Origin of the sequence: Aureimonas flava (genome assembly GCF_003583935.1) — a bacterium.
Classification (GTDB): Bacteria; Pseudomonadota; Alphaproteobacteria; order Rhizobiales; family Rhizobiaceae; genus Aureimonas; species Aureimonas flava.
The window spans coordinates 125,706-148,965 of record NZ_QYRN01000004.1 but is presented as its reverse complement, the minus strand read 5'-3'; the positions used below and the strand labels follow the sequence as shown (position 1 = coordinate 148,965).

Sequence of the window (23,260 nt, the reverse complement as noted above, 5' to 3'; positions counted from 1 at the left end):
GCGGAGCCGAATCTTCGCTCCTCGTCAATCCATAGCATACATATCGGAGTGGGTGACGGCGGGCGGCGTCTCGGCGACACGGCGAGGAACAGAACTTCGCTTCCCCGGGCCCCGTGTCCGCCTCTGGGGGGGGAAAGCGGTTGCCATCCCCGGCCTGTAGGGTCAAAGAAACAAGGCCGGAGGAGCGTTCCCGGCCGCGACCAGGGATTGAAATGACGTCAGCCGCACAGGACCATGCCATCGGCACCGCTCCGAGCGAGGCACCGACCGCCGCTCCTCGCGGGCGTGCCATCCTGATCGTCGGCATGCACCGCAGCGGCACGTCGGCACTGGCGGGCCTGATGAACCATCTCGGCATCGACGTGCCGGGCGACCTGATCCCGCCGGCCTTCGACAACCCGAAGGGCTTCTTCGAGAATCGCCGCTTCGTCCAGTTCGACGACCGGCTTCTGGGTGAGATCGGCTTCGCCTACGACGACGCGGTGCGCATCCCCGACGACACCTTTCGCACAGCCGTTGTCGGTGATGCGGTGGATCGCCTCCGCCGCCTGGCTTTGCACGAGCTCGGCGACGCGCCGCAGGTGCTTGTCAAGGATCCGAGGATCTGCCGTCTCCTGCCCGTGTGGATCCCCGCTCTGGAGGGCGCCGGCCGCACCGTCGCCACGCTCCACCCGTTGCGCGATCCGTTCGAGGTCGCGCAGTCGCTGCACAAGCGCAACGAGTTCCCGCTGGAACAGGGGCTTCTTCTCTGGCTGTCGCACGTGCTGGCGGCCGAGCGCGATTCGCGCGGGCGTCCCCGCTCGTTCCTGATGTTCGACGCCGTGATGGGCGACTGGCGTGCCGTCGCCACGCGCATCGCCGCCGATCTCGACCTGAGCTGGCCGCGCACGTTCGAGGACGCGGCGCCCGCCGTCGAGGACTTCCTGTCCAGCGACCTGCGGCACCATGCGGCGCAGCCGCGTCCGGCGGCTGCGCCCGGCACGCTGGAAGCCCTGGTGGATGAGACCTGGAACGCCCTCGCCGCGTTGATCGACCGCGCGGACGACCCCGACGCCATGGCGCGGCTCGATGCGGTGTCGGCGGCGCTCGCCGGCGCTGAGAACGTCTTTCGGGGTTATGTCCACGGCGCCAATCGCCTGCTGGAGCAGCGCTACGACCGGATCGATGCCCTGGAGCAGCACGCCGCCCACATGGACCATGTGGTGCGCACCCAGGCAGCCGAGGCCGAGGCCGAGCTTGCGAGCGAGCGCAACCAGACCGAGCGCTGGCGCCACGAATCCGAGCGCTGGGAGGTCCAATCCGGCAATCTCACGAGCGAGCGGGACGCGTTGAGGGGGCTCAGCGACGAGCTGCGCGACGACCGGGATCGGCTCCATCACAGTCTGCAGCAGGTGCTGGGATCGTTCAGTTGGCGCGCCGGTGCGCCGTTGCGGCGGTTGGCGGAGCGCATGTCCCCTGCGACGCGCAAGCGTCTTCGCGCCGGCCTGCGGCCTGCCGCGCGCCTTGCGCGGGGCATGGTCCGTCCCCGCAGCGTGGCGCTGCCCCCCGTCGCCCAGCGCGTGATCGTCTCCGAAGGCCGCGAAACCGAAGACGTCGTCCAGCGCCATTCGGAGCAGGAGATGCGCCAGGCCGAGACGATCCTGCGCAGCCCCTTCTTCGACCCGGCCTTCTATGCCGGCGAGACGGGGCTGCGCCTCTCGGGCATCGACGCGGCGCTACACTACGTGATCGACGGCGAAGCGGCGCGCCATCGCCCCTCGCCTCGCTTCGATCCCGTCTTCTACGCCCGGCGCTACCCGGACCTGGCGGACGCGGTGCCCAATCTCCTGGTGCATTTCGTGCTGCACGGCGCGGCGGAGGGCCGGGCCGGCACCTCGGCGGCCCAGGCGATGACCTATCCCGAAGCTCGGTTCGATCCCGCGCGGCGCACCGTCCTGGTGATCGCCCACGAGGCCTCCCGCACCGGCGCGCCGATCCTCGCCTGGAACATCGCCGAGCGCTTCCACCGGACCCACAACGTCGTCACGCTAATTATGGCCGGCGGCGAGTTCGAGACCACCTTCGCCGAGGCCGCCGACGTGGCGCTCGGCCCCGTTGGCCGCCCCGCCTGCTTCGATCCTCTGGAGGCGGAGGCGGTGATCCACGAGATCACCCGCCGCTACCGCATCGACTTCGCCATCGCCAACAGCGTCGAGACCCGCGACTATGCGGTGGCGCTCGAGCGCGCGGGCGTGCCGACGATCGCGCTGGTGCACGAGTTCTCCACCTACTACCGGCCGCCCGGCCTTCTGCACGCCCTGTACGAGACGGCCTCGCGCCTCGTGTTTCCCGCGCGTGTCGTGCACGAGGTGTCGCGGCTGGAATACGAGGCGGTGCGCAAGCGCGTCTGCGACATCGTTCCGCAAGGGCCTTCGCTCGTTCCCGTCGTCTCGGGCGTTCGCACCAAAGGGGCGGTGAACGACCCGAAGCTCCCGAGCATCCTGCGCCCGCCTGGCTTCGAGGACGCGTTCCTGGTGCTCGGCATGGGCACGGTGCAGCATCGCAAGGGCGTCGACCTCTTCGTCGCCGCGGCGCTGGCCGCCCGCCGCTGCGCGCCGGAACGCAAGTTCCGCTTCCTCTGGATCGGCCATGGCTACAAGCCGAGCGAAGACCTGCACTTCTCCGTTTATGTACACGCGCAGATCGAGCTTTCCGGCCTCGACGACTGCCTCGACATCATCGACAACGTCGCCGATCTCGAGCCCGTCTACGAGCGGATGGACGCCCTTCTCCTGCCCTCGCGCCTCGATCCGCTGCCCAACGTGTCGATCGACGCGGCGCTGCGCGGCGTGCCCGTCGTGTGCTTCGACGGCGCGACGGGCATGTCCGACATCCTGGCCGAGGGCGAGGCCGCGCGCGATCTGGTCGCGCCCCATCTCGACGCCCACATGGCCGGCGCCGAGCTCGCCCGGCTCGCCACCGACCGCGCCCATTACGATGCCGTCGCGGCCGACCTGTCGGCGATCGCCCGGCGCACCTTCGACATGGACGTCTATGTCGGACGCCTCGCCGCGCTCGGCGAGGAGGTGATCGCCGCCGCGACGCAGGCCGGGGTCGACCGCGACGCCATCGCCGCCGAGCCCGATCTCTTCGAGCCGGACTTCTACGTCGGCGAGGTGCTGCCCGGGCTCGACCGCAAGGCCGCGCTGGGCCATTACGTCGCCGCCTCCGCCAGGCGGGGCCGCGGCCGGATGCCGGAGGCCTACGCCTATCCCCGCCGGCCCGTGCCGGGATTCAATCCCCTGCGCTTCGAGGCGGAGCACCCCGGTCTCGCGCGCGACCCTTTGGCCGAATACGCCGCGCTCGGCCGCCCGGCAGGCCCATGGCGCCATCCGGTGATCCGGGCCGACGCCCCCACGCCCGCCGCGCCGCCGGCCGCGATGCGCGTCGCGCTGCACGGTCACTTCCACTATCCCGAGCTGCTGCCGGAGTTCCTCGGGCGCCTGTCGGCCAACGCGCTCGCCTGCGACCTCTTCCTCACCACCGACACGGCCGAGGCGCTCACGGCGCTGCGTGGCGCGAGCCGCGGCTATGCGAAGGGGCGCGTCGAGCTCCTGCAGGTGCCCAACCGGGGCCGCGACATCGCGCCCTTCCTCACCGCGCTCGGCCCCGGCACCCTGCGCGGCTACGACCTCGTCGGCCATCTTCACGGCAAGCGCAGCCTGCACACGGTGGGCGTCGATCCCACCTATGGCGAGCGGTGGCGCACGTTCCTTTGGGAGCATCTCCTGGGCGACGCCTTTCCGATGGCCGATCGCATCGCCGCCGCCTTCGATGCCGATCCCGCGCTCGGCCTCGTGTTCCCCGAGGATCCCAATCTCGTCGGCTGGGACGGCGGACGCGAGGTGGCGTCGGGCCTCGCCGCGCGCATGGGGGTCGCGTCGCCCCTGCCCCATGCGTTCGACTTTCCCAACGGCACCATGTTCTGGGCGCGCCCGGCGGCGCTCGAGCCGCTCTTCGCCCTTGGTCTGGCGACGGAGGACTATCCGCCCGAGCCGCTGCCCAAGGACGGCACGCTGCTCCACGCGCTGGAGCGTCTCCTGCCCTTCTCCGCCGAGGCCGCCGGCTACACGGTCGCGACGACGCTCGTGCCCGGCTCCGTGCGCTGAGGCTCGGCCGTCGATGGGAATCTTAACGATGATCGGCATCTTCGGCGCCAACGGCTTCATCGGCCGCCATCTCGTCGCGCGCCTCGCCGCGGGGCCGGAGCGGGTGCGTGCCGTCTCGCGCCATTTCGACCCCGTCTTCGCGGCCACCCTGCCGCCGGAGGTCGAGGTGGTGCAGGCCGACCTTGCCGACGACATCGCGATGGCGTCCGCGCTGGCGGACCTGCGCGTGGTGGTGCAGCTCGTGTCCACCTCCTCGCCCGGCCTCCAGAACCGCTATGCGGTCAGCGACATCCGCGACAACGTCCTGCCGCAGGTGTCCTTCCTGGAGGCGTGCGTCGCCGCCAAGGTCGAGCGCTACGTCTTCCTCTCCTCCGGGGGCACGGTCTACGGCCAGCCGCAGACCCTGCCGATCCCCGAGACGCACCCGGCCCGGCCGCTGTCCTCGCACGGCATGACCAAGCTGGTGGTGGAGCAGTATGTCGACATGTACGGCCGGCTGCACGGGCTGCCCTACGTGGTCCTGCGCGTCGCCAACCCGTTCGGGCCGGGCCAGACCTTCCGCAAGGGCCAGGGCCTGATCCCAGCGCTTCTCCAGCGCCATGCGCAGGGGCTCCCCGTGCGCATCATCAACGGCGGCGAGGCGATCCGCGACTTCCTCTACATCGACGATCTCACCGATGCCGTCGCCGCCAGCATCGCCTCGCCCGCCGCCGCCATGCGCACGATCAACGTCGGCTCGGGCGAAGGGCGCCGGATCATGGACGTGATCGAGGCGGTGGAGGCGGTCCTCGGTCAGCGCTTCGCGCGCGAGGACGGAGGCCGGCGCGATTCGGACGTGGACGCCAACGTCCTCGACATCACCCTCGCGCGCGACCTCCTCGGCTGGTCGCCCCGCACTTCCTTCCTGGAAGGTCTGCGGCGCACGCTGCGGGGGTAAGGCGTCCCGATCAGCCTGAATCCAGCCTCGCCGATTCCGCGACAGGCTGCCGACGGCTCCCGGCCACCGCAAAAGTTGCGGTAGCGATGCTGCGACGCACCTGTTGGATTCAGGGCACGCAACCCGCTTCGAACGATGAAGGCAGCCTTTAAGCGTTTGTTTTCTCAATCAATTTTTCCATTGTTCAGAGAAGATGAGGTTTCGGTGGTGCGTAGGGAAAAATCTCTCTTTACTTTGCAATGACTTAGCCCCTGTTGCCATCGCGCATCACCCTTTTCGGCGGCCACCGATTGGTTGATTATCCACCTTGCCTGTCCAATTCTGGCCGTGCATAGCTTGCCCCAGCATTCCCGCCGCTTTGGGCGTGGCGGGGGGGCGACTACAGGGAGGGTGCGCGGTGTGCACGCCCGCGCCCTGCCTTTCACTGGGGACTCCTAGGAGAACACATGGCTACTTTCGTTTTTAACGGCTCGGAAAACGTCACCGTTTCCGATTTCGACGTCACCGAGGACACCGTCGTCGTAGAGGGCTTCGACCTCGACGAAGTGGCTTCGTTCACCAAGAGCGGCAGCACCGTCACTCTGTCGCTTGCTTCCGGCACGGTTCTGACGCTCTCGGGCTCGAATGTCAGCCAGATCACGGACGGTAACTTCGCCGTCAATAATTCCAACATCGATTTCGTCGTCGGCACCGACGCTGACAACGCTCTGAGCGGCAACTTGGGCTTCGGTGGCCTCGGCGAAGACACGCTCACCGCCACGACCGACTTCGCCATGCTTTCGGGCAACCAGAACAACGACACCATCCTTGGCGGTGGTCGCGAGAACCTGATGCTCTACGGCGGCCAGGGCGACGACGTCGTCAGCGGCTTCAGCACCGACTCCACCGTTTACGGCGGCATCGGCGCTGACACGATCACCGCGACCACCACTGCCGATGGCGTGACGGTTTACGGCGGCAACGGTACCGACGACACCCTGGACGGTGCCGACAGCATCACCGGCAGCGACGGCGCCGATCTGCTCATCGGTAACGCTGGAGCGGACACGATCCTCGGCGGCGCCGGCAATGACACCATCTACGGTGGCATGGACAACGACTCGATCGTCGGCGGCGACGGCGACAATCTGCTGTTCGGCAACATGGGCAGCGACACCATCATCGGTGGCACCGGTGCGGACACCATTTACGGTGGCCAGGACGCGGACTCGATCGACGGCGGTGCTGGCGACAATCTGCTGTTCGGCAACATCGGCAACGACACGATCGTCGGTGGCGCAGGTGATGACACCATCTACGGTGGCCAGGACGCGGACTCGATCGACGGCGGTGCTGGCGACAATCTGCTGTTCGGCAACATCGGCAACGACACGATCGTCGGTGGCGCAGGTGATGACACCATCTACGGTGGCCAGGACGACGATTTGATCAACGGCGGCGATGGTGCCAACCTGCTCTTCGGCAACCTCGGCAACGACACGATCGTCGGTGGCGCGGGCGCTGACACCATCTACGGTGGCCAGGGCAATGACAGCATCTCGGCGGGCAACGCTGCGGCTGACATCATCTACACGGGCGAAGGCAACGACACCGTTGTCGCCGCTACCTACACCTCCGGTGACACGGTGACCGGAAGTGTGATGGACTTCGCTCAGGGTTCGGACAAGATCGATCTCGCGGCGACGTTTACCTCGCTCAGCACCGTCATCACCGATGCTGGCACCGACATCGACACCATCAACGATCTCGCTACCCTCGCGAATGCGCAGGACGGCACGGTCGTGGCTTACCGCATCACGTCGGGTGATCTGGCCGGCAGCACCGTGGTGTTCGCCGACACCGATACGACGGCGGGTGCCGATCAGGTCATCATCCTGAACGGCTACACCGGCACGCTGACCGTCTCCGATCTCGTCTGATCGAAACGGATTGACTGGAAAGGGCGGCTTCGGCCGCCCTTTTCATTTCTGCGAACGGGAAGCGCGACGTGTCCGATCGGGTACTTTTCATCACGCTGGATTCGTGCCGCTACGACACGTTCGTCGCGGCTGAGGCGTCGAACATCAAAGCCGTTGCGCCGTTCCATAAGGCCCGATCGCCAAGCTATTTCACCTACGGGTCGCATTCCGCCATGTTCGTGGGTTTCACCCCGGGCATCCCTGGCGCGGCTGAGCCGCTTCTGGACCCGAAGTTCGGCAAGCTCTTCAAGCTCACCGGTCCTGGCTTCGCCGGCAAGGGGACGGAAGGCTACACGCTGCAGGGCGACGATATCATGGAAGGCTTTCGTCGGCTCGGCTACCGAACCATCGGAGCCGCAGCGATGGGCTGGTTCGATCCAGCCACGGAAACCGGTCGCCATCTCATCAAGAACTTCGACCGGTTCGCTTTCCCCGGTCCCTATCATCTTCGCGAGCAACTCGCGTTTATCGATAGCGAGCTATCGTCAGCGGAGCATGAGGGCCTGCCGACCTTCACCTTCCTCAACGTCGGCGAAACACATGTGCCGTACTGGCATGAAGGCGCCTCTTGGCGTGCCGATGACAACCCCTGTCTCCCGTTCCAGACTGTGGATCGTTCGGCCGACTGCCGCGCGCGTCAGCGCGCATGCTTGGAGTACGTGGATCGGATGATCGCCCCGCTGCTTCACCGTCATTTGCGCGGGACCATTCTGATCTGCGGCGATCACGGCGACTGTTGGGGAGAGGATGGGCTCTGGGAGCATGGAATCGCGCATCCGATGACAACCACGGTTCCCCTTCTCATACGCCACCAGGGGAAGCCGGTCGCGCGCCGCAAGTCGTCCGTCCCGGAGGGGCTCCTTCGCCGGCTGCTTGGAGGATTTCGCCGCGGTGAGCACGCCTGACATCCCAGTTTGGTTCGCGAGTCGGGGCATCATCTGCAACGCCGCGCCGATGATCGCCGATGCCCTCCTCTACGAACCGGTTGTGCGGATCTTCGGCGCGGCGAACCTGCGTGGCACCGAAATCGGCGCGTTCAGCTACCTCGCGCCGAAATGCGCGATCAACCACGCCGTCATTGGTCGATACTGTTCGATCGGCGATAATGTGTCCGTCGGACCGACGAAGCATCCGGGCGATTGGCTGACCACGAGCCCCATCCCCTACAAGGACGTGTTCGACACCGGCCGTGCGCCGCGCGAAACGCATGACGAACTGACGCCCGTCCGGATCGGCAACGATGTTTGGATCGGAGCGGGGGTGACCGTGATGGGTGGCGTCACCATCGGCGACGGAGCGATCGTCGGTGCTGGGAGCGTCGTCACCCGCGATGTTCCGCCATACGCCATCGTCGGCGGCGTACCGGCGCGCACCATCCGCACCCGCTTTTCCGAAGAGGTGGTCGATACCCTCCTAGAGTTCGCGTGGTGGCGCTTTGATCTCGTGAACTGCGATGTCTCGGTTTCGTGGCGCGATCCGCTCCGCGCGATCGGAGAAATTGTGGAGGCTTTCGATCGACAAACGGTCCGCCAGATCGACTCTCCACGGCGCCGCATCTCGCGTCGTGGCGCTGCCGGGTTCGCTTTCGACATTCCACGCCCCGCCTCGCATGCGGATTCCGTGTAGCCTCTTACTCCCGATCCATTCCCCTCGCAGTCTGCCGCCCCTACTCTCGTTCCATCGCCGGCCCATTCTCGAACAGGCGCGAATGATCACCGGGATCGTTCGGAAGGGCTGGCGGGCGGTGTCCGCGACACGCCCCCTGCCGGAGGGGGCGCTGGCCCGGACGGTTCTGGCAAGTCCGGTTCTGCCTCCAATACGAGAGGCGCTCGGAAAGCCGCAGACCCGAGACAGCCCCGACCGCGCGCCCGTCAGAGGGGATGCGCCGCAAGGGCCGAGGCGCGCGGCAACCGGAGAAGCTCCATGGCGGGGCCTCGCACCCCCTGCCGAACCGAAAGCACCGCGCGGGTCGCCGGAGGCGGACCACTTTGTTTTCTACCAACGGAGGTTCGCCTCCGGCGGCCCGTCGCCCGTTCGCAACCGAAGGGCGTCCACGAAGACCTTGGGCAGCCCGGTCGCACACGCGATGCGGGTGTTTTCGCGTGGCCGCGTTGCAACCGGCGCGCGGGCAGGCGTGGAAAAACCCGTCGTTTCTCTGTATGGTCCGGCCACGGCGCCTCGCCGCGGTCGGAATTGCCCTCATGATGCCGTGTTTGGCTGATGGGAGCGGTCCACGCGTGCGGGCGTTCGTCGTGCCGCTTCCGTCCGTCCGCAAAGGCGATCCATGCAGACCAAAGTCAATCTCGCGCCCGAGTTGCGCGATGCGATCCGCGCGGGCGCCAAGCCCATGGCCTTCGCCGCGCTGTTCTCCTTCGGATCGAACCTGCTCTTCCTGGCGATGCCGCTGTACATGACGCAGGTCTACAGCCGCGTCATCACCTCGCATTCCGAGGCCACGCTCCTCTACCTGTCGATCGCCGTGGTCATGGCCTTCATGGTGATGATCGCGCTGGAGGAACTGCGCGGCCGTATCCTCATCCGCATCGGCACGATGCTCGACCGCAAGATGGCGCCGCGCCTGCTCGACGCCGTGGTCAACGCCGGCCTGCGCGCCGGTCGCCCGGCCCGAGCCTCCGCGCTGCGCGACCTCGACACCTTCCGCCAGGGCCTCGCCGGCAACGTCACCAACACCATCCTCGACGCGCCCTGGGCGCCGATCTTCCTGATCGTCATCACCGCGATCGACTGGCGCCTGGGCCTCGCCGCGACGGTCGGCGCGCTGATGCTGTTCGCGCTGGCGCTGCTCAACGAATACGTGACCAAGCCGGCGCTCAAGGAGGCCAACGTCGCCGGGCAGCGGTCCTACGCCGCGACCGATTCGGGCCTGCGCAACGCCGAGGTCATCTACGCCATGGGCATGCTGCCCGGCCTGACCAACCGCTGGAACCGCGACCGGCTCGCCATGCTCGGCTCGCAGGAGGAGGCGTCCGAGCGCGGCGGCTCGGTCCAGGCGGCGATCCGCTTCCTGAACAACTTCCTCCAGATGTCGATGCTGGCCGGCGGCGCGCTCCTGGTGATCGAGGGCATGGCCGGCCCCGGCATCATGTTCGCCGCCGTGATGCTCGTGTCCAAGGCCCTGGCCCCGGTGCAGCGCGCCGTCGCCTCCTGGAGCACGATCGTCGCCACCCGCCAGAGCTTCGAGCGCCTCAACGCGCTCCTGATCGAGTTTCCGGCCGCCGAGCGCGGCATGGAGCTGCCGCGCCCCTCCGGCAAGCTGGCGGTGGAGGGCTGCTTCTACGCCTTCCCCGGCACCAACAAGGCGCTGCTCAAGAACCTCAACTTCGCGCTGGAGCCCGGCGACTGCCTCGGCCTGATCGGCCCGAGCGGCGCCGGCAAGAGCTCGCTCGCCCGCCTTCTGATCGGCGTCCAGCGCCCGACCTCGGGCTCGGTGCGCCTCGACGGCGCCGAGATGCACTCCTGGGGCCGCGACCATATCGGACAGCACATCGGCTACCTTCCGCAGGACGTCGAGCTGTTCTCGGGCACCGTGCGCGAGAACGTCGCCCGCTTCGCGCCCCAGCCCGACGACGCGGCCGTGCTGGCCGCGGCCAAGATGGCCGGCTGCCACGACCTCATCCTGCGCCTGCCCGACGGCTACGACACCGAGCTCGGCGAGGGCGGCGCCATGCTGTCGGTCGGCCAGCGCCAGCGCGTCGCGCTCGCCCGCGCGGTCTATGGGAACCCGAGCTTCGTGGTCCTGGACGAGCCCAACGCCTCGCTGGATTCGGACGGCGAACAGGCGCTGCTCGCCGCCATCGTCGCCCTGCGCCGCATCGGCTCGACGGTGGTGGTCATCTCGCACCGCATGTCGGCGTTGAACTATTCCAACAAGATCCTGCTCCTGCGCGACGGCATGGTGGAACGCTTCGGCCCGCGCGACGAGGTTCTGGCCCGCGTCGTGGCCCCCGCCCCGGCCGCGCAGAAGCCCGCTCAGCCGCAGGCCCAGCCGCAGCAGGCCTTGGCCGGCGCGCCCGAGCCCAAGGCCATTCCGGCCTCGTCCTGATCCTGAAGAGAAGAGAGTGACAACATGTCGGTGATCGCCTTCAGGAAGAAGCCCGAGGACCAGCAGCCCGCCCTGCCCGGCGCGCCGACGCCCGGCCCGAAATCGGGCGGCGAGGACGGCGGCTTCGACTTCGGCCTGCGCCGGCCGATCATCATCGGCTCGGCGATCGTCGGCGTGTTCATCGTCGGCATCGGCACCTGGGCGGCCTTCGCCCCGCTCAGCGGCGCTGTGCTGGCCGGCGGCGTGGTCAAGGTCGAGGACAGCCGCAAGGTCGTGAAGAACCGCGACGGCGGCATCGTGCGCTCGGTCCAGGTGCGCGACGGCCAGCACGTTCAGGCCGGGGACATCCTCCTGCGCATGGACGACGTGCAGGCGCGCTCGGCCTACGAGGTCTACGACAACCAGCTCATGAACCTTCTGGCCCGCCGCGCCCGCTTCACGGCGGAAAGCAAGGGCGAGGATCAGATCACCTTCCCGCCCGAGCTCCTGGAGCGCCGCGACGATCCGGCGGTGGCCCAGCTCATCGCCGACCAGACCACCCTCTTCCAGACCCGCAAGCTGGGCCTGGAGACGCAGGTCGAGATCCTGCAGCAGCGCCGCCAGCAGCTCGACACCCGCATCAGCGGCTACGAGGTCCAGATCGCCTCGATCGACCGCCAGCAGGAGCTGATCGAGGAGGAGAAGAAGGGCGTCGCCGCCCTGCTCGCCAAGGGCCTCGCGCCCAAGACCCAGGTCCTGGCGCTGGAGCGCGCCTCGGTGGACCTCGGCGGCAAGACCGGCTCGCTGCGCTCGCAGATCGCCGAGGCGCGCGAGACGCAGGGCGAAGCCCAGATGCAGATGAACCGCCTGAAGCAGGACCGTCTGACCGAAGCCAACGAGGGGCTGAGCACCGTCCAGTCCGACATGGCCAACATCGTGCCCCGGCTCCAGTCCGCCCGCGCCACGCTGGACCTGACCGAGGTCCGCGCGCCGGTCACCGGCACCGTCCTCGGACTGACCCAGTTCACCGACGGCGGCGTGCTGAGCCCCGGCGAGCGCATCCTCGACATCGTGCCCGAGGACACGCAGCTCATCATCGAGGCGATGATCCAGCCGCAGGACATCGCCAAGGTCGAGCCGGACATGACCGCGATGGTCAAGCTCACGGCCTACAACCAGAGCACCACGCCCTCGGTGTCCGGCCGGATCCTGCGCGTGTCGCCCGACCGCCTGACCACGGAGAACGGCACCGCCTACTTCAAGGCCGACGTCGAGGTTCAGCCGAACGCCCTCGCCCATCTGTCGCACGACATCCGCCTGTATCCGGGCATGCCGGCGGAGGTCATCATCCCGACGGGCGATCGCACCGCGCTGGACTACATGCTGACGCCGATCACCCGGTCCATGGACCGCGCCTTCCGCGAGGAGTAAGGCAGCCCCGGCGGCGCGGCCCGACCGCGCCGCCGCCCGTCGTCCCGACCGTCGCCGCGCGAAGGGATACGTTCCCGTTCCCGTTGCGCGTCGATCATGATCCAGAACAAGACGATCCTCTTCATCCACCAGAACTTCCCGGGCCAGTTCCTCCATCTGTGCCGGGCCCTGGCGGAGCACAACCGCCTGTTCTTCATCACCAAGCCCACCCACAACCGGCTGCCTGGGGTACGGCTGGTGGAATACAAGCCGCACCGGGCGCCGAGCCCGAAGATCCACAACTACCTGCGCACCACCGAGGACGGCATCCTGCACGGCCAGGGCGTCGCGCGGCTGCTGATCCAGATGCAGAAGGAGAACGTGCGGCCCGACATCATCGTCGGCCACAGCGGCTGGGGCGAGACGCAGTTCGTCAAGGACATCTTCCCCGACGTTCCCCTGCTCAGCTACATCGAGTTCTACTACAGCGCGACGGGCGCGGATGTCGGTTTCGATCCCGAGTTCCCGAGCCAGCCCGAACTCAAGTTCCAGCTCCGCTGTCGCAACCAGATGATCCTGTCCTGCCTCGAATCGACCGATCTCGGCCTGTCGCCGACGCGCTGGCAGCACAGCCGCATCCCGTCGGTCTTCCAGCCCAAGGTGAAGGTGATCCACGACGGGGTCGATACCGACCAGATCGGGCCGGCCGCCTCGCCGTCGGTGACGCTGGAAGGGCGGACCTACGACAAGTCCGCCCCCGTGGTGACCTACGTGGCGCGCAACATCGAGCCCTATCGCGGCTCGCACATCTTCATGCGCGCGGTCGGCCGGATCCTCGAGAAGAAGCCGGACGCGCGCATCGTGATCGTGGGCGGGGACGGCGTGTCCTACGGCGCCCGCCTGCCGGAGGGCGAGACCTACAAGGCGCGCTTCCTGCGGGAGAACCCGGTGGACGAGACCCGCGTCCACTTCGTGGGCCGGGTGGAGTACGACGTCTTCAAGGCGCTTCTCCAGGTCTCGGACGCGCACGTCTATTTGACCTATCCGTTCGTCCTGTCGTGGTCGATGCTCGAATCGATGGCGAGCGAGTGCCTGTTGATCGGCTCGCGCACGGCCCCGGTCGAGGAGGTCGTGCGGCACGGCGAGAACGGGCTGCTGGTCGACTTCTTCGACCCCCGGGAGATCGCCGACACGGTGGTGGACGCCCTGCGGAGCCCCGAGACCTATCGCGAGATGCGCCGCGAGGCGCGCCGCACCATCGTACGGGACTACGACCTGAAGCGCGTCTGCCTGCCGGCGCAGCTTTCCCTGATGAAGCGCATGCTCGGCTGATCTTCGGTCAGCCGGCCATGCTGGCGAGCGGCGGCGGCGGTGTTTCCCCCAGGCCGAGCCGGTTGCGGATCGCGCCGCTGGAGGAGACGAGGCCTTCGATCGTGTAGTTCCCGAGCGTCGACAGGAACGCGCCGAGCGCGCTGCGCAGCGCCGCGTTGAGCGCGCAACTGTCGATCAGCGGGCAATCCACCGCGCCGGTCTCGAAGCATTCGGCCATGGCGAAGCTTTCCTCGGTGGTCTCGACCACCGCCCGCAGGGTGATCGTGGATGCCGGGCGCGCGAGCCGGATGCCGCCGTTGCGCCCACGCACTGTCTCCACGAACCCGGCCTCCACCAGCGGCTGCAGGATCTTGAAGAGGAAGAGTTCCGACACGTTGTAGGCGGCCGCGACGTCGCCCACGCGGCTCAACCGTCCGGTGTTGACGGCGCAGTACATCAGAAGCCGGATGGCGTAGTTCGTCTGGCGGGTGAGCCGCATCGTTTCCTCCCTCGGTCGGGCTGCCGAGCAGATGGTGCTTTCTTAGAACAATTCCAAGCGCATGGGAAATGTGGCGCCGGAGCGCCGTTCGATCCGCAAAACCGGGCTTATCCACGCCGGCGCGCCGGAGCCGCGTTGGCGAAAGCTTTTCGAGTTGCTAAGAAATTCGCCATGCATGAGGGTTGTGCGAAACATTCGCTCCGTCCGCCGCCCTAGGCCGCTCGAATCGAAGAGGCTCCATGGAATACTTCCTTCAGCAATTGATCAACGGCGTGACGCTCGGATCGATCTACGGATTGATCGCGATCGGCTATACGATGGTCTACGGCATCATCGGCATGATCAATTTCGCCCACGGCGAAGTCTTCATGATCGGCTCCTTCATCGCCCTGACCACGTTCCTGCTGCTGGTCGCCGCCGGAATGACGTTCCTCCCGATCGTGCTCCTGCTGATGATCGTGGTGGCGATGCTCTTCACCGCCCTCTGGGGCTGGTCGATAGAGCGGATCGCCTACCGGCCGCTGCGCGGCTCGTTCCGCCTCGCCCCGCTGATCACCGCCATCGGCATGTCGATCTTCCTGCAGAACTTCGTCCAGGTGTCGCAGGGCGCCCGCGTGAAGCCGCTGCCGCCGCAGATCCAGGGGGCGGTCAACGTCATGCCGGGCGTGCAGATCTCCTTCATGCAGATCACCATCATCGTAGTGACGCTGGTGCTGATGACGGTCTTCTCGCTCCTCATCGCCCGCACCCCGCTCGGCCGCCAGCAGCGCGCCTGCGAGCAGGACTCCAAGATGGCGGCGCTGCTCGGCGTCAACGTCGACCGGACCATCTCGCTGACCTTCGTGATGGGCGCCTCGCTCGCAGCCGTGGCCGGCACGATGTACCTGCTCTACTACGGCGTGATCGACTTCTACATCGGCTTCCTCGCCGGCGTTAAGGCGTTCACGGCCGCCGTCCTCGGCGGCATCGGCTCGCTGCCCGGCGCCATGCTCGGCGGGCTGGCCATCGGCCTGATCGAGACCTTCTGGTCCGGCTATTTCTCGGTCGAGTACAAGGACGTCGCGGCCTTCTCGATCCTGGCGATCGTCCTGATCTTCATGCCCTCCGGCCTGCTCGGCCGGCCCGAAGTGGAGAAGGTCTGACCATGGCCGCCATCCAGACGCCTGCCAGCACGCCCGAGGGCGCGCAGATCGAGGACGAGGCGCGCCGGGACGCGATGCGCGGCGAGCCGCCCTTCGCCAACCCGCCCGCCTCGGGCCCGAGCCTTGCCGTGGCGCTCCGCGAGGCGGCGATCACCGCGGCGATCGTCGGCGCGCTGACGCTGTTCTTCCTCCTGGTCCGCACCGACATCGCGCCGGGCGGCCTCGTCTTCTCGATCCGCTGGGATCTCTGGCTCATCGCCGTCGCGATCGCCTTCGGCGTGCGCCTCGTGCTCAGCCTCCTCCTGTTCCAGCGGCGGGAAAAGGGCGCGGCCAAGGGCGGCAAGACCGTGGCCGCCAAGGGAGCCGGCCTCGGCCGGTTCCTCGGCGTCGGCCTCCTGGCGGTCGCGCTGGTCCTGCCCTTCCTGATCCAGGCCGTGGCACCGGGGAGCGACCGGTACCTGATCGACCTCTCCATCCTGATCCTGACCTATGTCATGCTTGGATGGGGCCTCAACATCGTGGTCGGCCTCGCCGGGCTCCTGGATCTCGGCTACGTCGCCTTCTACGCGGTCGGCGCCTATTCCTTCGCGCTGCTGGCGATCAACTTCGAGCTCGGGTTCTGGGTCTGCCTGCCGATGGCGGGCCTCTTCGCCGCGCTCTGGGGCATCGTGCTGGGCTTCCCGGTGCTGCGCCTGCGGGGCGACTATCTGGCCATCGTGACCCTGGCCTTCGGCGAGATCATCCGCGTCGTGCTGCTCAACTGGTACCAGGTGACCGGGGGGCCGAACGGGCTCCTGGGCATCCCGCGCCCCACCCTCTTCGGGCTCGACTTCGGACGCGGCGAAGGGTCGTTCTCCGACTATTTCGGCATCCCCTACGACGGCATCCACCGCTTCATCTTCCTGTACTACATCATCCTCGCGCTCGCGCTCCTGACCAACTTCGTCACGCTGCGCATGCGCCGCATGCCGGTCGGCCGGGCCTGGGAGGCGCTGCGCGAGGACGAGATCGCCTGCCGGGCGCTCGGCATCAACACCACCAACGTGAAGCTGACGGCCTTCGCCACGGGCGCCATGTTCGGCGGCTTCGCCGGATCGTTCTTCGCGACGCGCCAGGGCTTCATCTCGCCGGAAAGCTTCACCTTCCTCGAATCGGCGATCATCCTGGCCATCGTGGTGCTGGGCGGCCTCGGCTCGCAGATCGGCGTCGTGATCGCCTCGGTGGTGATGATCGGCGGCATCGAGCTCCTGCGCAATCTCGGCTTCCTCCAGGCCGTGTTCGGCGCGGGCTTCGATCCGACGCAGTACCGCATGCTGATCTTCGGCGTCGCCATGGTGGCCATCATGGTCTGGAAGCCGCGCGGGCTCGTGTCCTCCCGCCAGCCGTCCGCCGTCTACAAGGAACGCAAGGCGATCGGGGCCGACATGGTCGCCCAGGGCGAGGGGCACTGACGATGGCCGAGATGATCCACGACGCGGGCCGCTGGGCGCGCGACCCGGTGCTCACGGTCGAGCACCTGACCATGCGCTTCGGCGGCCTGGTCGCCATCAACGACCTGTCCTTCTCCGTCGGGCGCGGTGACATCACGGCCCTGATCGGCCCCAACGGGGCCGGCAAGACCACCGTGTTCAACTGCGTCACCGGCTTCTACAAGCCGACGGAAGGGCGCATCGCGCTCCGCCGCGGCACCGGAATCGGGCAGGACGCGGTGACGCAGCTCACGCGCACCGGCGCCCAGAGCCTCAAGGTCTCGGGCGGCGAGGTCTTCCTGCTCGAGCGGATGAGCGACTTCCGCATCACCGAGGTGGCGGGCGTGGCGCGCACGTTTCAGAACATCCGCCTGTTCGGCGGAATGACCGTGTTCGAGAACCTGCTCGTCGCCCAGCACAACAAGCTGATGGCGGCCTCCGGCTTCACGATCGGCGGCCTTCTCGGCCTGCCGGGCTACCGCCGCGCCAAGGAAGCGGCGCAGGACCGCGCGGTGGACTGGCTGAAACGCACGGCGCTCCTCCACCGCGCCGACGATCCGGCGGCCGATCTCTCCTACGGCGACCAGCGCCGCCTGGAGATCGCCCGCGCCATGTGCACCGACCCGGTGCTCCTGTGCCTCGACGAGCCGGCGGCGGGCCTCAACCCGCGCGAATCGGCCGAGCTCAACATGCTGCTGCGCTCGCTGCGCGACGATTTCGGCGTCTCGATCCTCCTGATCGAGCACGACATGGGCGTCGTCATGGAGATCTCCGACCACGTCGTGGTGCTCGACTACGGGCAGAAGATCTCGGACGGCACCGCCTCGGACGTGCGCAACGACCCGCGTGTCATCGCCGCCTATCTCGGCGTCGACGACGAGGAGGTGGAAGCCGTGGAAGCCAGCCTCGACCAGGGCGACATCGACGGTGCGGTCGCGACCGCCGGACTGCCGGGAGGAACGGGCGCATGAGCGCGACGATGACGCAGACCCCCTCCGCGGCCGCCGCGACGGCCGCCCCGCTCCTGTCGATCCGCGGCGTCGAGACCTTCTACGGCAAGATCCAGGCCCTGAAGGGGGTGGACCTCGACGTCGGCGAGGGCGAGATCGTCACGCTGATCGGCGCCAACGGCGCCGGCAAGTCGACGCTGATGATGACGATCTGCGGAAACCCGCGCGCCCGCTCGGGACAGATCCTCTATCGCGGCGAGGACATCTCGCAGCTCCCCACCCACACGATCATGACGCGACGCATCGCCCAGTCGCCCGAGGGACGGCGCATCTTCGGGCGCATGACCGTGATGGAGAACCTGCAGATGGGCACGGTGCTCGTCGGGCAGGAGCATTTCGAGGACGACCTGCGGCGCGTGTTCGACCTCTTCCCGCGCCTCCGGGAGCGCGCGGGCCAGCGAGGCGGCACGCTGTCGGGCGGCGAGCAGCAGATGCTGGCGATCGCGCGCGCGCTGATGAGCCGGCCGAGGCTCCTCCTCCTCGACGAGCCCTCGCTCGGCCTCGCGCCGCTGATCGTGAAGCAGATCTTCGAGGCGGTGCGCGAGCTCAACCGCAACGAGGGACTGACCGTGTTCCTGGTCGAGCAGAACGCCTTCCACGCGCTTCGCCTCGCCCATCGCGGCTACGTCATGGTCAACGGGCGCATCACCATGAGCGGCACGGGACGCGAGCTTCTCTCGCGCGAGGAAGTGCGCAGCGCCTATCTCGAAGGGGGGCATCACTGATGGAAAAGGAAATGGCCCTCCTCTGGGAGGTGACGTTCTTCGAGTTCCTCGTCGTCAGCGTGGTGATCGGCGGCGCGCTGGCCTATGCGATCGGACGGTCCACGGCGCGGTCCTGGAGCGGCTGGGGCCTGATGGTCTTCTACTGCCTGCTGCTGACGGCGGCGATCCGCTTCCTGCATTTCAGCCTGTTCCACGGCACGTTCTTCCTGCCGGCGGCGACGCTTCCCACCGCGCTGCACTACGCCGTGATCGATTTCGCGGTGATTCTCGCCTTCGCGGTTCTCGGCCGCTCGCGAACGCGCGCGGGGCAGATGTCGCGGCAATATCGCTTCGAAAGGGCGTAAAACTTCGGCATCCCGCCGGAGGCTCAAAAAATTAGGCATAAACACGACAGGTTGTGAGAATTCCTATTCCGCTTCGCCGAGCCATGGTCTTTACTCGGCCCGGGAACGAAACGCGCGAACCCTCCGAGCCGCGCAAGACGGTTCGGGAATCAACAGGGAAAACAGACAGATGATGAAAGCGCTTCTGGCCGGTGTGGCCCTCAACGTCGTGCTGGGCGGCGCCGCCTTCGCCGACATCACGATCGGCGTCGCGGGCCCGATGACGGGCCAGTACGCAACCTTCGGCGAGCAGCTCCGCAACGGTGCCGAGCAGGCGGTGAAGGACATCAACGCCGCCGGCGGTGTCAACGGCGAGATGCTGAAGCTCTCCGTGGGCGACGACGCCTGCGACCCGAAGCAGGCCGTGGCGGTGGCCAACCAGTTCGCCTCGCAGGGCGTGCCCTTCGTGGCCGGCCACTTCTGCTCGGGCTCCTCGATCCCCGCCAGCCAGGTCTATTCGGAAGAGGGCATCGTCGAGATCTCGCCCGCTTCCACCAACCCGGACTACACCGACAAGCGCCCCTCGGACGGCATCTACCGCGTCTGCGGCCGTGACGACCAGCAGGGCGAGGTCGCCGGCGCCTACATCGCCGAGAACTTCAAGGACCAGAACGTCGCCGTGCTCGACGACAAGTCGGCCTACGGCAAGGGCCTCGCCGAGCAGACCGTCAAGGCCATGGAGGCCAATGGCAAGAAGCCGGCGATGACCGAGTCCTACTCGGCCGGCGAAAAGGACTACACCGCCCTCGTCTCCAAGCTGAAGCAGGCCGACGTCCAGCTCGTCTACATCGGCGGCTACCACACCGAGGCCGGCCTGATCGCCCGCCAGATGAAGGAACAGGGCGTCACCGCCAAGATCATGTCGGGCGATGCCATCGTGACCGACGAGTACTGGGCCATCACCGGCGACGCCGGCGAAGGCACGCTGATGACCTTCTCGCCCGACCCGCGCAAGAACCCGACCGCCGCCCCGGTGGTGAAGGAGATCGAGGCCGCGGGCAAGAGCGCGGAGGGCTATACCCTCTACACCTACGCCGCGATCCAGGCCTGGGTCGAAGCCGCCAAGAAGGCCGGTTCGACCGAGTACGAGGACGTGGTCAAGGCGCTCGACTCCGAGACCTTCCCCACCGTGATCGGCGACCTCAAGTTCGACGACAAGGGTGACGTGACCCTGCCGGGCTACGTGATCTACGAGTGGAAGAACGGCAAGTACGACTACATCCAGACGGCCGCCGCGCAGTAAGCGCGACCACCGTTTGGCACGAGGCGGCCCGGCATGGCGACATGCCGGGCCGCATCCGTCTGTGGGGCCGGGCGAGGCGGGCGCAGGTCGCCGCCCCGCGCGGCACCGGGCGATGGCTCAAGGGTCGAGTTGGAGCGATGCGATGGCGGTGCCCGCGCCGCGTCGGCGGACGCCGCATCGCCACCCGATCCGGGCACCGTCCCGAACGCGGCGCGAAGTCGCCACGACGACGCAGGCCGGCGGTCCGACAAGCCGGACGGCCGGGCATGCGAAGGGTGCCGGCCCCGCCACGCCCACGGGTTGCGTGACCGAGCCCGGCGCCGGCGAACGGGCGGCGGGGCGGCAGGATCGGGCGGAGCGCCGCGAGAGGGCCGGCCGTCGCCGGAGCGCGCTCCCGCGTCAGCCGCGCGCGGCGGCCGTCAGCGCGGGATAGAGCGACTGGTAGCGATGGTGGGCCTCGGCGAAGGATTCCACCAGCGTCTCGTCGGGCTCGTAGCGGGCGGCAATCGGCGGGTCGGTCATCACCGCGTCCGGGTCGGCGCCCGTCGCGGTGCAGATGCCGAGGCGGGCCGCGCCGAACGCGGCGCCGAAATCGCCTGCGGCCGGCAGGGCGACGGGCGTCTCCAGGACGCTGGCCATGATGCGGAGCCAGAGTTCGGACCGCGAGCCGGCGCCGACCGCGATCAACTGCCGCACCCAGGAAGCGTGCGGGGCGGCATCCAGGCAGTCGCGGATCGAGAAGGCGACGCCCTCCAGCACCGCGCGCACCATGTCGGCCCGGCTCGTGTCGGCCTGGAGGCCGATGAAGGCGCCGCGCACGGCTGCGTCGTTGTGGGGCGTGCGCTCGCCCGACAGGTAGGGAAGGAACAGGAGCCTGCCCGGTGCGCGCAGGTCCGTGCCTGCGGCCGCCACCAGCTCGCCCGGCCTCTCGACCAGCACGCCCGACAGCCATTCCAGCGAACCCGCCGCCGAGAGCGTGACGCCCATCTGGTGCCACAGGCCCGGCAGCGCGTGGCAGAACGTGTGGAGCGCGGTGTCGGGCACCGGGTCGTATCCGGCGCTGGCGGTGAACAGGACGCCCGAGGTGCCGAGCGACAGGAAGCCGGTGCCGGGCCGGGTCACGCCGACGCCGCAGGCCGAAGCCGCGTTGTCGCCGCCGCCCCCGGCCACCACCACGCCGTCCGGCAGGCCCCAACGGCGAGCGAGCGCGTCGCGCAGCGTGCCGCTCGCCTCGCTGCCCTCGACGAGGCGAGGCATCTCGGCCTCCGACAGGCGGGTGCGGCGAAGCATCGTGCTCGACCAGCGGCGCTCGCCCGTGCGCAGCCAGGCGGTGCCCGCCGCGTCCGACATGTCGGACGCCGCCTCGCCGGTAAGCCAGAGGCGCAGGTAGTCCTTGGGCAGGAGGACGCGGCGCACGCGCTCGAAGACGCGCGGCTCGTTGCGCGAAACCCAGAGCAGCTTGGGCGCGGTGAAACCCGGAAAGACGATATTGCCGGTGATCGACCGCGCTTCCTCGTCATCCAGCTCCTCGGCCTCCTCGTGCGAACGGGTGTCGTTCCAGAGGATGCAGGGGCGGAGCACCTCGTCGGCCTCGTCCAGCAGCGTCGCGCCGTGCATCTGCCCCGACAGGCCAATGCCGCGCACCGAGGCAAGGGCCTGCGGATGCTCGGCCGCGAGCTGGGACAGGACGGTCTCGCAGGCGGCGATCCAGGCGGCCGGGTCCTGCTCCGACCAGCCGAAGGCGGGGCGCGTGACCTGCAGCGGTGCGCTGGCCGTGGCGACGGGCGTCTGGTCCTCGTCGACGATCAGGGCCTTGAGCGACGACGTGCCCAGATCCAGCCCGAGATAGTGGCCCATGCGCTTCCAGTCCTCCTGCGGGGCGAGAAACCGCTCGACGTCGATTCCTCCCGTTTCTCCCACAGGTAACGTCGGATGGCCGTCGTCATCAACCGGCAAGACGGCGGAGCCGTCGCGAGGGGCCCGATCCGCGCTTCTGATCGGCGCCGGGACGCGCTAGAAGCGGCGCCAGTCGAGCTCAGCCCCGGACCGTCCATGCCCCGTATCGTCTATGTCAACGGCGCCTACCATCCCGAGGCCGAGGCGAAGGTCTCGGTGTTCGACCGCGGCTTCCTGTTCGCCGACGCGGTCTACGAGGTGACCGCGGTGATCGGCGGCCGGCTGCTGGACTTCCCCGGCCACTGCGCGCGGCTGCGCCGCTCGCTCGCCGAACTCGACCTCCCCTCGCCCGCGACGGACGACGAGATCCTGGCGATCCACCGCGAGCTCGTCGCGCGCAACGCGCTGGACCTCGGCCACGTCTACCTCACGGTGACGCGCGGCGAGGCGGACCGCGACTTCGCCTATCCCAAGGCCGGCACGGCACCCTCGCTGGTGATGTTCACCCAGGCGCGCGCCTCGATCGAGACGCCGGAAGCCGAGCGCGGCCTTCGCATCGCCTCCGTTCCCGATCTTCGCTGGGGCCGGCGCGACATCAAGACGGTGCAGCTCCTCTATCCGTCCATGGCCAAGATGCAGGCCAAGCGGCAGGGCAAGGACGACGCCTGGTTCGTGGAGAACGGCGAGGTGACGGAGGGCACCAGCAACAACGCCTACATCGTCACGCGGGAGGGGACGATCCGCACCCGCGCGCTGGGCCACGATATCCTGCACGGCATCACGCGCGCGGCGCTGATGCGGGTCGCGGGCGAGCTGGACCTTCGCGTCGAGGAGAAGCCGTTCACTGTGGCCGAGGCACAAGGCGCGCGCGAGGCCTTCATCACCTCGGCCGGCGCCTTCGTGACGCCCGTGGTGGAGATCGACGGCGCGGCGATCGGCGACGGGCGCCCCGGACCGATCGCCCGCCGGCTGCGCGCCGCCTATCTCGAGACCGCGATCGCCCGGGCGATCTGATCCGCGCGCCCTCGACGGCGACCGAGCCGTTGCTTAAGAGCTTGCAGCATCGATCTGGCGTCCGCACGCGAGG

17 protein-coding genes are annotated in these 23,260 nt (G+C 68.4%); 15 read left to right on the top strand and 2 right to left on the bottom strand.

The features are described from left to right. The first annotated feature begins 212 nt into the window (after positions 1 to 212). The 8 genes from D3218_RS08405 (at position 213) to D3218_RS08370 (ending at position 13,827) form a co-directional block, all read left to right on the top strand. Positions 213 to 4,148, top strand: coding sequence for a rhamnan synthesis F family protein (locus tag D3218_RS08405; RefSeq protein ID WP_119539553.1), 3,936 nt, complete (start codon positions 213 to 215; stop codon positions 4,146 to 4,148). Positions 4,149 to 4,176: 28 nt separating this feature from the next. Next, positions 4,177 to 5,085 carry an NAD-dependent epimerase/dehydratase family protein gene (locus D3218_RS08400; protein WP_168990459.1) on the top strand — a complete coding sequence of 303 codons (909 nt, stop codon included), beginning with the start codon at positions 4,177 to 4,179 and terminating at the stop codon, positions 5,083 to 5,085. A 446-nt stretch (positions 5,086 to 5,531) separates the two neighbouring features. Beyond that, positions 5,532 to 7,004, top strand: a complete 1,473-nt coding sequence (locus D3218_RS08395) for a calcium-binding protein (protein ID WP_119539551.1) — start codon at positions 5,532 to 5,534, stop codon at positions 7,002 to 7,004. Between the two features lie 68 nt (positions 7,005 to 7,072). Further along, a complete protein-coding gene (locus D3218_RS08390) occupies positions 7,073 to 7,948 on the top strand; it encodes an alkaline phosphatase family protein (protein WP_119539550.1) in 876 nt (291 codons plus the stop codon). After that, entirely contained in the window at positions 7,935 to 8,669 is a 735-nt protein-coding gene (locus D3218_RS20255) for a CatB-related O-acetyltransferase (RefSeq protein WP_136625069.1), read from the top strand. The genes D3218_RS08390 and D3218_RS20255 overlap by 14 nt, the downstream gene beginning before the upstream one ends. Positions 8,670 to 9,327: 658 nt before the next feature. Beyond that, positions 9,328 to 11,106 carry a type I secretion system permease/ATPase gene (locus D3218_RS08380; protein WP_245414977.1) on the top strand — a complete coding sequence of 593 codons (1,779 nt, stop codon included), beginning with the start codon at positions 9,328 to 9,330 and terminating at the stop codon, positions 11,104 to 11,106. 24 nt (positions 11,107 to 11,130) lie between these two features. Next, a complete protein-coding gene (locus D3218_RS08375; protein WP_119539548.1) occupies positions 11,131 to 12,516 on the top strand; it encodes an HlyD family type I secretion periplasmic adaptor subunit in 1,386 nt (461 codons plus the stop codon). A 96-nt stretch (positions 12,517 to 12,612) separates the two neighbouring features. Next, a complete protein-coding gene (locus tag D3218_RS08370; protein WP_119539547.1) occupies positions 12,613 to 13,827 on the top strand; it encodes a glycosyltransferase family 4 protein in 1,215 nt (404 codons plus the stop codon). A gap of 7 nt (positions 13,828 to 13,834) precedes the next feature. Here the strand turns inward: D3218_RS08370 and rirA are convergent, their stop codons facing one another. Beyond that, the gene (gene rirA / locus D3218_RS08365) at positions 13,835 to 14,305 is read right to left on the bottom strand and encodes an iron-responsive transcriptional regulator RirA (RefSeq protein ID WP_119539546.1); all 471 of its coding nucleotides are present in this window, start codon (positions 14,303 to 14,305) and stop codon (positions 13,835 to 13,837) included. A gap of 239 nt (positions 14,306 to 14,544) precedes the next feature. Here rirA and D3218_RS08360 point away from each other — a divergent pair, with 239 nt between their 5' ends. The 6 genes from D3218_RS08360 (at position 14,545) to D3218_RS08335 (ending at position 20,277) form a co-directional block, all read left to right on the top strand. After that, complete coding sequence (locus D3218_RS08360; protein WP_119539545.1) at positions 14,545 to 15,447, top strand: ABC transporter permease subunit; 903 nt, start codon at positions 14,545 to 14,547, stop codon at positions 15,445 to 15,447. A 2-nt stretch (positions 15,448 to 15,449) separates the two neighbouring features. Beyond that, positions 15,450 to 16,898, top strand: coding sequence for a high-affinity branched-chain amino acid ABC transporter permease LivM (gene livM, locus D3218_RS08355; protein WP_119539544.1), 1,449 nt, complete (start codon positions 15,450 to 15,452; stop codon positions 16,896 to 16,898). 2 nt (positions 16,899 to 16,900) lie between these two features. Then, positions 16,901 to 17,887, top strand: coding sequence for an ABC transporter ATP-binding protein (locus tag D3218_RS08350; protein WP_425359297.1), 987 nt, complete (start codon positions 16,901 to 16,903; stop codon positions 17,885 to 17,887). Next, positions 17,884 to 18,651 (top strand): ABC transporter ATP-binding protein, encoded by a 768-nt coding sequence (locus D3218_RS08345; protein WP_119539543.1) that lies wholly within the window; start codon positions 17,884 to 17,886, stop codon positions 18,649 to 18,651. Before D3218_RS08350 ends, D3218_RS08345 begins: the two co-directional genes overlap by 4 nt. Before the next feature lie 11 nt (positions 18,652 to 18,662). Further along, on the top strand, positions 18,663 to 18,995 hold the full coding sequence (locus D3218_RS08340) for a DUF6867 family protein (RefSeq protein ID WP_245414976.1): 333 nt from the start codon (positions 18,663 to 18,665) through the stop codon (positions 18,993 to 18,995). Between the two features lie 169 nt (positions 18,996 to 19,164). Next, positions 19,165 to 20,277 (top strand): branched-chain amino acid ABC transporter substrate-binding protein, encoded by a 1,113-nt coding sequence (locus D3218_RS08335; protein WP_119539541.1) that lies wholly within the window; start codon positions 19,165 to 19,167, stop codon positions 20,275 to 20,277. Positions 20,278 to 20,676: 399 nt separating this feature from the next. Here D3218_RS08335 and xylB read toward each other — a convergent pair whose 3' ends face one another. Continuing rightward, positions 20,677 to 22,134, bottom strand: a complete 1,458-nt coding sequence (gene xylB, locus D3218_RS08330; RefSeq protein ID WP_119539540.1) for a xylulokinase — start codon at positions 22,132 to 22,134, stop codon at positions 20,677 to 20,679. A 195-nt stretch (positions 22,135 to 22,329) separates the two neighbouring features. Here xylB and D3218_RS08325 point away from each other — a divergent pair, with 195 nt between their 5' ends. Continuing rightward, positions 22,330 to 23,187 carry a D-amino-acid transaminase gene (locus D3218_RS08325; protein ID WP_119539539.1) on the top strand — a complete coding sequence of 286 codons (858 nt, stop codon included), beginning with the start codon at positions 22,330 to 22,332 and terminating at the stop codon, positions 23,185 to 23,187. Positions 23,188 to 23,260: the final 73 nt, after the last annotated feature.

What these genes read in the sequence shown, in the direction of transcription:
- D3218_RS08340 (WP_245414976.1), top strand. Translation starts at nt 18,663, where the DNA reads ATGGCCCTCCTCTGGGAGGTGACGTTCTTCGAGTTCCTCGTCGTCAGC.
- D3218_RS08335 (WP_119539541.1), top strand. Translation starts at nt 19,165, where the DNA reads ATGATGAAAGCGCTTCTGGCCGGTGTGGCCCTCAACGTCGTGCTGGGC.
- D3218_RS08375 (WP_119539548.1), top strand. Translation starts at nt 11,131, where the DNA reads ATGTCGGTGATCGCCTTCAGGAAGAAGCCCGAGGACCAGCAGCCCGCC.
- livM (WP_119539544.1), top strand. Translation starts at nt 15,450, where the DNA reads ATGGCCGCCATCCAGACGCCTGCCAGCACGCCCGAGGGCGCGCAGATC.
- D3218_RS08400 (WP_168990459.1), top strand. Translation starts at nt 4,177, where the DNA reads ATGATCGGCATCTTCGGCGCCAACGGCTTCATCGGCCGCCATCTCGTC.
- D3218_RS08360 (WP_119539545.1), top strand. Translation starts at nt 14,545, where the DNA reads ATGGAATACTTCCTTCAGCAATTGATCAACGGCGTGACGCTCGGATCG.
- xylB (WP_119539540.1), bottom strand. Translation starts at nt 22,134, where the DNA reads ATGGGCCACTATCTCGGGCTGGATCTGGGCACGTCGTCGCTCAAGGCC.
- D3218_RS08350 (WP_425359297.1), top strand. Translation starts at nt 16,901, where the DNA reads ATGGCCGAGATGATCCACGACGCGGGCCGCTGGGCGCGCGACCCGGTG.
- D3218_RS08380 (WP_245414977.1), top strand. Translation starts at nt 9,328, where the DNA reads ATGCAGACCAAAGTCAATCTCGCGCCCGAGTTGCGCGATGCGATCCGC.
- D3218_RS08345 (WP_119539543.1), top strand. Translation starts at nt 17,884, where the DNA reads ATGAGCGCGACGATGACGCAGACCCCCTCCGCGGCCGCCGCGACGGCC.
- D3218_RS08405 (WP_119539553.1), top strand. Translation starts at nt 213, where the DNA reads ATGACGTCAGCCGCACAGGACCATGCCATCGGCACCGCTCCGAGCGAG.
- rirA (WP_119539546.1), bottom strand. Translation starts at nt 14,305, where the DNA reads ATGCGGCTCACCCGCCAGACGAACTACGCCATCCGGCTTCTGATGTAC.
- D3218_RS08370 (WP_119539547.1), top strand. Translation starts at nt 12,613, where the DNA reads ATGATCCAGAACAAGACGATCCTCTTCATCCACCAGAACTTCCCGGGC.
- D3218_RS08395 (WP_119539551.1), top strand. Translation starts at nt 5,532, where the DNA reads ATGGCTACTTTCGTTTTTAACGGCTCGGAAAACGTCACCGTTTCCGAT.
- D3218_RS08325 (WP_119539539.1), top strand. Translation starts at nt 22,330, where the DNA reads ATGCCCCGTATCGTCTATGTCAACGGCGCCTACCATCCCGAGGCCGAG.